The organism is Cellulomonas septica (genome assembly GCF_012396155.1).
Taxonomy (GTDB): Bacteria; Actinomycetota; Actinomycetes; order Actinomycetales; family Cellulomonadaceae; genus Cellulomonas; species Cellulomonas septica.
On sequence record NZ_JAAXOY010000113.1, the window covers coordinates 1 to 7,599 of the forward strand.

Annotated in this window: 9 protein-coding genes; 1 reads left to right on the forward strand and 8 read right to left on the reverse strand. The window is 72.5% G+C overall.

Translation table 11 applies throughout. The features are described 5' to 3' along the window. Positions 1 to 229 precede the first annotated feature (229 nt). The gene (locus HGA02_RS20815; RefSeq protein ID WP_246247497.1) at positions 230 to 1,609 is read right to left on the reverse strand and encodes an SGNH/GDSL hydrolase family protein; all 1,380 of its coding nucleotides are present in this window, start codon (positions 1,607 to 1,609) and stop codon (positions 230 to 232) included. After that, positions 1,609 to 2,091, reverse strand: coding sequence for a hypothetical protein (locus tag HGA02_RS06445; RefSeq protein WP_246247498.1), 483 nt, complete (start codon positions 2,089 to 2,091; stop codon positions 1,609 to 1,611). The genes HGA02_RS20815 and HGA02_RS06445 overlap by 1 nt, the downstream gene beginning before the upstream one ends. 15 nt (positions 2,092 to 2,106) lie before the next feature. On the opposite strand from HGA02_RS06445, the gene HGA02_RS06450 reads away from it, so the two are divergent. Continuing rightward, positions 2,107 to 2,811 (forward strand): O-methyltransferase, encoded by a 705-nt coding sequence (locus HGA02_RS06450; RefSeq protein ID WP_343035324.1) that lies wholly within the window; start codon positions 2,107 to 2,109, stop codon positions 2,809 to 2,811. Between the two features lie 102 nt (positions 2,812 to 2,913). On the opposite strand, the gene HGA02_RS06455 is transcribed toward HGA02_RS06450, so the two are convergent. From HGA02_RS06455 to whiA, 6 genes are all read right to left on the reverse strand, one after another. After that, positions 2,914 to 3,276: an RNA polymerase-binding protein RbpA gene (locus tag HGA02_RS06455; RefSeq protein ID WP_168678335.1), complete on the reverse strand. Its 363-nt coding sequence runs from the start codon at positions 3,274 to 3,276 to the stop codon at positions 2,914 to 2,916. A gap of 12 nt (positions 3,277 to 3,288) precedes the next feature. Continuing rightward, positions 3,289 to 3,534 (reverse strand): preprotein translocase subunit SecG, encoded by a 246-nt coding sequence (gene secG, locus HGA02_RS06460; protein WP_168678336.1) that lies wholly within the window; start codon positions 3,532 to 3,534, stop codon positions 3,289 to 3,291. Positions 3,535 to 3,706: 172 nt separating this feature from the next. Continuing rightward, positions 3,707 to 4,501, reverse strand: a complete 795-nt coding sequence (gene tpiA, locus HGA02_RS06465) for a triose-phosphate isomerase (RefSeq protein WP_168678337.1) — start codon at positions 4,499 to 4,501, stop codon at positions 3,707 to 3,709. Between the two features lie 2 nt (positions 4,502 to 4,503). Further along, a complete protein-coding gene (locus HGA02_RS06470; RefSeq protein ID WP_168678338.1) occupies positions 4,504 to 5,703 on the reverse strand; it encodes a phosphoglycerate kinase in 1,200 nt (399 codons plus the stop codon). 134 nt (positions 5,704 to 5,837) lie between these two features. Then, on the reverse strand, positions 5,838 to 6,842 hold the full coding sequence (gap, locus tag HGA02_RS06475; protein WP_124343936.1) for a type I glyceraldehyde-3-phosphate dehydrogenase: 1,005 nt from the start codon (positions 6,840 to 6,842) through the stop codon (positions 5,838 to 5,840). A gap of 238 nt (positions 6,843 to 7,080) precedes the next feature. Beyond that, a partial coding sequence (whiA, locus tag HGA02_RS06480; protein ID WP_168678339.1) for a DNA-binding protein WhiA occupies positions 7,081 to 7,599 on the reverse strand: 519 nt, incomplete at its 5' end.

Genomic DNA, 7,599 nt, shown 5'->3' on the forward strand with positions numbered 1-7,599 from the left:
CCACACGTCGAGCGATCGGAACCCGCGCGGCCGCACGTCGAGCGATCGGAACCCGCGCGGCCGCACGTCGAGCGACCGGAACCCGCGCGGCCGCACGTCGAGCGATCGGAACCCGCGCGGCCGCACGTCGAGCGATCGGAACCCGCGCGGCCGCACGACCCACGTCCGGCGATCACGGCGCCGACGTCGGAACGTCCCACGTCCGGCGATCACGGCGCCGACGTCGGCGTCACGCCCGGGACGCGCCGCCCGCGTACCCCAGGAGCCCGCGCAGGACGTCCGCGAACCGCTCCCCCACGAGCCGCTGCGCGGGCGCGTCGGGGTGCAGGAGATCGGCCATCGGGAGGGCATCCCAGTCGGCGTCGCCGTACAGGTCGAGGCCGTCCACGAGGTGCAGCGCCTCGTCGCCGGCGGCCCGCCGCGACGCGACGACCTCCGCGAGCGCGGCGCGGATCACGCGCAGCGTCAGGCGTCCGTCGGCGACGTCCTCGGGCCGGCCGCGCGTCGCGAAGACGGGAGAACCGGAAGGCGACGCCGGGTCGATGAACGTGGGGCCCGGCGTGTCCTCGACGAGGGGGCAGAGCAGCGGTGAGACGACGACGAGCGGCGTCGTCGGGTGCCCCTCGCGGATGGTGTCGAGGAAGCCGTGCACGGCGGGCACGAACGCGCGCAGCCGCATCGCGTCGTGGTTGACGACGTTGATGCCGAGCTTGACGGAGATGACGTCGGCGGGTGCGTCACGCAGCGTGCGGGCGACGAACGGGTCGAGCACCGCGTTGCCGGACATGCCGAGGTTGACGAGGTCGAGGCCGGTCGCGCGCGCGGCGACGACGGGCCACGTGCCCGTGGGTCGGTCGGCGGCGGCGCCGTGGCTGATGGACGAGCCGTGGTGCACCCACCGTCGGCCCCGCGCACGCGACGGCGCGAGCACGGGCGCGTCGGCGTGCAGCGCGACGAGACGCACGACCTCGCCGTACGGCAGCCACACCTCGACGTCGCGCACGACGTCCGGCGACCCGTCGAGCCCGGCTGCACCCGACTGGTCGATCCCGCCGAGACCCGGCGCCGGGTCGAGCCCGACGCCACCCGGCAGCCCGTCGACGCGTGCGGCGACCGGCTGCCCGTCGAACCCGGCGGTCACGGACCGCGCTCCCGCCGCGACGGGTTCCAGGACGAGGGCGAGCTCGACCGACGACGTCGGGCCGGGACGCTCGACGGTCGTGCCGTGGTGCGGCTCGAGCTCGACGACACCGCCCCCTGTCGCGATCCCACAACCGTCCGGCTGGGACACGAGCACCCCGTCGACGACCACGTCGAACGGCTGGGGCGCACCGGGCGGCTGCGGGCCGACGGCGACGCGCAGCACGTCGACGTCGAGGCGCAGGCGCGTGGCGGCGGTGCGCAGCCGAAGCCGGACGCCCGCGGGCTGCTCGTCGCACAGCGCGACGAACCGGTCGGGGAACTGCACGCGCGTCCACGCGGGCAGCCGGTGCGGCAGCAGGCCGCGGTCGGTGGTCTCGAGCCAGGCGGCGCCGCGGACCTCGACCCGCTCGTCGGGCAGCGGCACCACGACGCCCAGCGGTGCGACGCGTGCGGTCACCGTCGTCATCAGTAGACGTTCCCGTGCGTGCGGAACTCGCGCCACACGTTCTCGAAGAAGTCGTCGTCCTCCGGGATGGGCCGTCGCGGCCGCCAGCGGAAGACGGGCAGCCCCGCGGGGTCGTCGGACTTCCGCTCGACGACGGGCGCCCAGTCGACGCCCGGTGTCTCGGACGCGGGCGGCACCCACCCGGTCTCCTGGACGACGTCGTCGAGCGCTCCCCCGTCGAGCCGGAACCGGAACACGTCGGGCAGGTCGAGCTCGTCGTCGGCGGTCGGGCCGTACCCGACGTGCGGCAGCGTGCCCTCGGGGTCGCTGTAGAGGACGGACCCGCGCGACCGGCCGCCGTGGGCGACGTAGTCGGCCATCGCGGACAGGTAGACGTAGGCGCTCGTGAGGATGTCGCGGACCAGGAACGTGCGGTTGACGGAGCGGCGCGACGACGCGTCCGCGGTGACGAGGTCGTCGTACGTCGACAGCCACTCGTGCACCTGGACCAGCGCCTCGTGGATCGACGCCGCCGAACGAGCGACGAGGGCGTCGACCCGCTCGTGCAGTGGACGGCCGTGGACACGTGGTTCGAGCAGCTCGCGCCGCAGGACGTCGCCCTCGTCGACGCCCAGCACAGCGCCCGCGAGGCGGGCCTGCCCGACATCGCGGTGTCGGCGCTGCAGGGCAAGCTCCTGCACCTGCTCGCGCAGGGCGTCGGCGCGCGTCGCGTCCTCGAGCTCGGCACGCTCGGCGGCTACAGCACGCTCTGGCTCGCGCGGGCCCTTCCCGAGGGCGGCCGGGTCGTCACGCTGGAGATCTCGCCCGAGCACGCTCGTGTGGCGTCGGAGACGTTCGCGCGCGCGGGCCTCGACGAGCGGATCGACGTGCTCGTCGGGCCGGCGACGGAGACGCTCGCACGCCTGGCGGCCGACGGCGTGGAGCCGTTCGACCTGGTCTTCGTCGACGCGGACAAGCAGACGCTCGCCGCGTACGTCGACAGCATCGCCGGGCTGGTCCGGCCGGGTGCGCTCGTCGTCGTCGACAACGTCGTGCGCGGCGGCGCCGTCGTCGACCCGCACCACCCCGACGAGCGCGTCCAGGGTGTGCAGCGCTTCGTCGCGAGCGTCGCGCAGGACGCCCGCTGGGACGCCACGGTGCTCCAGACCGTCGGCTCCAAGGGCTACGACGGCTTCGCGCTGCTGCGCCGCACGGACCGCTAGCACCTCGACGAGCGGGACGCCCGTCCACGCTCGCCACGCGGAACGACGAAGGGCCCCGCCGCTCAGCGGCAGGGCCCTTCGTCGTGCGGAGGCCTGATCCGGTCAGGCGCCGGTCATCCGGCCGCCACGGCGGGCGCGCAGCGAGGCCAGCGCCTCGTCGAGGATCGCGGCGCCGTCCTCGTCGGACCGCCGCTCCTTCACGTACGCGAGGTGCGTCTTGTACGGCTCGTTCTTGCTGGGGGACGGAGGGTTCTCCTGGTCCTGGCCGGCCGGGAAGCCGCAGCGCGGGCAGTCCCACGTCGCGGGCGCCTCCTCGGCGGCCTCCTCCGCGAAGCTCGGCCGCGTCTCGTGGCCGTTCGCGCACCAGTAGGAGATCCAGATCCGCGGTGCCGCGTCGCCCCGCTCGGCCTCGCCCATCGGGCCGGCTCCGACTCGCGACCCCCTGATCGCGCTTCCGCTCGCCATCGCCAGCCTCCTTCAGCTCGCCGTGCGCTCGATGAGCCCGAGCAGCACGATCACGACCGTCCAGAACAGGGCCACACCGATGGTGATCCGGTTGAGGTTGCGCTCCGCGACGCCCGAGCTGCCCGCGCTGCTCGAGATGCCGCCGCCGAACATGTCGGACAGGCCGCCGCCCTTGCCCTTGTGCAGGAGCACCAGCGGGATGAGCAGGAGGCTGGACAGGACCAGCAGCACCTGGAGGGTGATGCGCAGGGCGTTCACGGCGGAGTCGGTTCCTCACTGGACGGGCACGTCGACCGGCCGGATGGCGGCGACGCTGCGGTGGACCGCGGTACAGGGTAGGCGACTCGTGGCGGGAAAAGCCACCACCGCCCACAGGCGTGGGGCCCCGTGCCGCGTCGAGCGCGTGCACGGGGCCCCGGTGCCTGTCAGGTCAGAGCCCGACCTCGTGCGAATGGAAGCGCACGATCTTGGCGAACTCCTCCGGGTCGAGGCTCGCGCCGCCCACGAGGGCGCCGTCGACGTCGGGCTTCGCCATGATCGACGCGACGTTGGACGACTTCACGGAGCCGCCGTACAGGACGCGCACGGCCTGGGCCGTCTCGGCGTCGTACAGCTCCGCGACGCGGCCGCGGATCGCCTCGGACATCTCCTGCGCGTCCTCGGGCGTCGCCGTCTCGCCCGTGCCGATCGCCCAGACGGGCTCGTACGCGATGACGAGCGTGCGGACCTGCTCGGCCGTCACGTCGGCCAGCGCGGCCTCGAGCTGCAGCAGGGTGTGCTGCACGTGCGCGGCGGCACGACGCGTGTCGAGGTCCTCGCCGACGCACAGGATCGGCACGAGGCCGGCCTTGAGCGACGACTTCACCTTCGCGTTGATCAGCTGGTCCGACTCGGCGTGGTACTCGCGCCGCTCCGAGTGGCCCACGAGCGCGTAGGTCACGCCGAGCTTGGTGAGGAACAGCGGCGAGATCTCACCGGTGTACGCACCGGACTCGTGCGCCGACAGGTCCTGCGCGCCGTAGGCGATCTGGAGCTTGTCGGCGTCGACGAGCGTCTGCACGCTGCGCAGGTCGGTGAACGGCGGGATGACCGCGACCTCGACCGTGGCGTAGTCGTGCTTGGCGTCCTTGAGCGTCCACGCGAGCTTCTGCAGCGTGTGCGTCGCCTGGTGGTGGTCCAGGTTCATCTTCCAGTTGCCCGCCATGAGCGGGGTGCGCTGCGTCATGCTCAGTCCTCCAGGACAGCGATACCGGGGAGGGTCTTGCCCTCGAGGAACTCCAGGCTGGCGCCGCCGCCCGTCGAGATGTGGCCGAAGCCCGCCTCGTCGAAGCCGAGCGTGCGCACGGCCGCGGCGGAGTCGCCGCCGCCGACGATCGTGAAGGCACCGTTCGCGCCCGCGTCGACCAGGGCCTGGGCGACCGCACGCGTGCCGCCGGCGAACGCCTCGAACTCGAACACGCCCGCAGGGCCGTTCCAGACGACCGTCTTGGCGTCGACGATCTTCGACGCGAACAGCTGCTCCGACTCGGGGCCGATGTCGAGGCCGATCTTGCCGTCCGGGATGGCGTCCGCGGCGACGACCGACGAGGGCGAGTCGGCCTTGAACTCGTCGGCGACGCGGATGTCGACGGGGAGCACGATCTCGACGCCGGCGTCCTGCGCCTGCGCGAGGTAGCCCTTGACCGTGTCGATCTGGTCGGCCTCGAGCAGCGAGTTCCCGACCGAGTAGCCCTTGGCGGCGAGGAACGTGAACAGCATGCCGCCACCGATGACGAGACGGTCCGCCTTCGTCAGCAGGTTCGAGATGACGCCGAGCTTGTCGGAGACCTTGGAGCCGCCGAGCACGACGACGTACGGGCGCTCGGGGTTCTCGGTCGCCTTCTTGAGCGACTCGACCTCGTTGAGGACGAGCTTGCCCACGGCGTGCGGCAGCTTGAGGGCGACGTCGTAGACCGACGCCTGCTTGCGGTGCACGACGCCGAAGCCGTCCGACACGTACACGTCGGCGAGGGCCGCGAGGTCGTCGGCGAGCGACGCGCGCTCCTCGTCGACCTTGGACGTCTCGCGCGCGTCGAAGCGGATGTTCTCGAGCAGCGCGATCTGGCCGTCCTCGAGCGCGGCGACGGTCTCGCGGGCGGACCCCCCCACGGTGTCCTTCGCCAGCGCGACCGGCTGGCCGAGCAGCTCGCCGAGGCGCGCGGCGACGGGCGCGAGCGAGTACTTGTCCTCCGGGGCGCCCTTCGGGCGGCCGAGGTGCGCGGTCACGACGACGCGCGCGCCGGCGCCGAGCAGGGCCTGCAGCGTCGGCAGGGCCGCGCGGACGCGGCCGTCGTCGGTGATCGTCGTGCCGTCGAGCGGCACGTTGAAGTCGGAGCGGACGAGCACGCGCTTGCCGCGCAGGTCGCCGAGGTCCTCGATGGTCTTCATGGTCTCCTACCTTGCAGAACCGGCCGGCTCACGTCGGTCGGGGGTCCGAGGGGTGCTCACACGACAGCGTCCGCGTGCGCCGAGGCCGTGGCCGGGGCGCACGCGGACGCATGACGTGTGCTGAGCGGGGTTCGTCAGAGACGGTCGCCCACGTACTGCGTGAGGGTGACGAGCGAGTTGGAGTAGCCCCACTCGTTGTCGTACCAGGCGATGATCTTGACCTGGTCGCCGATCACCTTCGTGAGCTTCGAGTCGAAGATGCTCTGGTGCGGGTTGGTGACGATGTCGCTCGAGACGATCTCGTCCTCGACGTACTCCAGGACACCCTTGAGCGGGCCCTCGGCGGCGGCCTTGACAGCGGCGTTGACCTCGTCGACCGTGACCTCGCGCGAGGCGGTGAAGGTCAGGTCCGTGGCCGAGCCGGTGATCGTCGGCACGCGGAGCGCGAAGCCGTCGAGCTTGCCCTTGAGCTCGGGGAGCACGAGGGCGACGGCCTTGGCCGCACCGGTCGACGTGGGGACGATGTTCTGCGCGGCGGCGCGGGCGCGACGGAGGTCGCGGTGCGGGCCGTCCTGCAGGTTCTGGTCACCCGTGTAGGCGTGGATCGTCGTCATGAGGCCGCGCTCGATGCCGATGGCGTCGTTGAGGGCCTTCGCGACGGGGGCGAGGCAGTTCGTCGTGCACGACGCGTTCGAGATGATGTGCTGCGTCGCGGCGTCGTACTGCTCGTGGTTCACGCCGACGACGAAGGTGCCGTCCTCGTTCTTCGCCGGAGCGGAGATGATGACCTTCTTGGCACCGGCGTCGATGTGCGCCTTCGCCTTGGTGGCGTCCGTGAAGAAGCCGGTCGACTCGATGACGATGTCCGCGCCCAGCTCCGCCCAGGGGAGGTTCGCCGGGTCGCGCTCCTCGAGGGCGCGGATCTTCTTGCCGTCGACGATGATGTTCTCGTCGTCGAACTCCACGCTCAGCGGGAAGCGGCCGAGGACCGTGTCGTACTTGAGCAGGTGGGCGAGCGTCTTGTTGTCCGTCAGGTCGTTGACACCGACGATCTCGATGTCCGCGCCCGACGCGACGATGGCCCGGTAGAAGTTGCGACCGATACGACCGAAGCCGTTGATGCCGACCTTGATGGTCACTTGCCCTCCTCGGCAGCGCCGACGAGGTCGGCGCACACAATGGGTGTTGGGGTCAACGCACGCCGATGTGCGTTCCGCTCGCCCTCGACCGACTCATGCGCAGCACGTGACGGTCGTGTGACGATCGGATGACGCAACCCTATACCCGTGACGGAGGCCACGGGGGTCGGAGGTCCCAGGGTGGACACCCGTCCGGGTGCCTGCGCGCGGGTCCGCGCAGGTCAGCCCGGGGACCGCGTCAGAGGTCGAGCAGGTCGGGGCTCAGCCCGGCCTCGGTGTCCGGGATCCCGAGCTCCTGGGCGCGCTTGTCGGCCGTCGCCAGCAGGCGCCGGATCCGGCCCGCGACGGCGTCCTTGGTGAGCGCCGGCTCGGCGAGCTTGCCGAGCTCCTCGAGCGACGCCTCCTTGTGCGCGAGGCGCAGCTCCCCGGCCTCGCGCAGGTGCTCCGGCAGGTCGTCGCCGAGGATCTCGAACGCGCGCTCGACGCGGGCGCCCGCGGCGACCGCCGCGCGGGCGGAACGACGCAGGTTCGCGTCGTCGAAGTTCGCGAGCCGGTTGGCGGTGCCGCGCACCTCGCGGCGCACGCGCCGCTCCTCCCACACCAGCATCGTCTCGTGCGCGCCCAGGCGGGCGAGCATCGCCGAGATCGCGTCGCCGTCGCGGATCACCACGCGGTCGACGCCGCGCACCTCACGCGCCTTCGCCGCGACGCTGAGCCGACGCGCGGCCCCGACGAGCGCGAGCGCGGCCTCCGGACC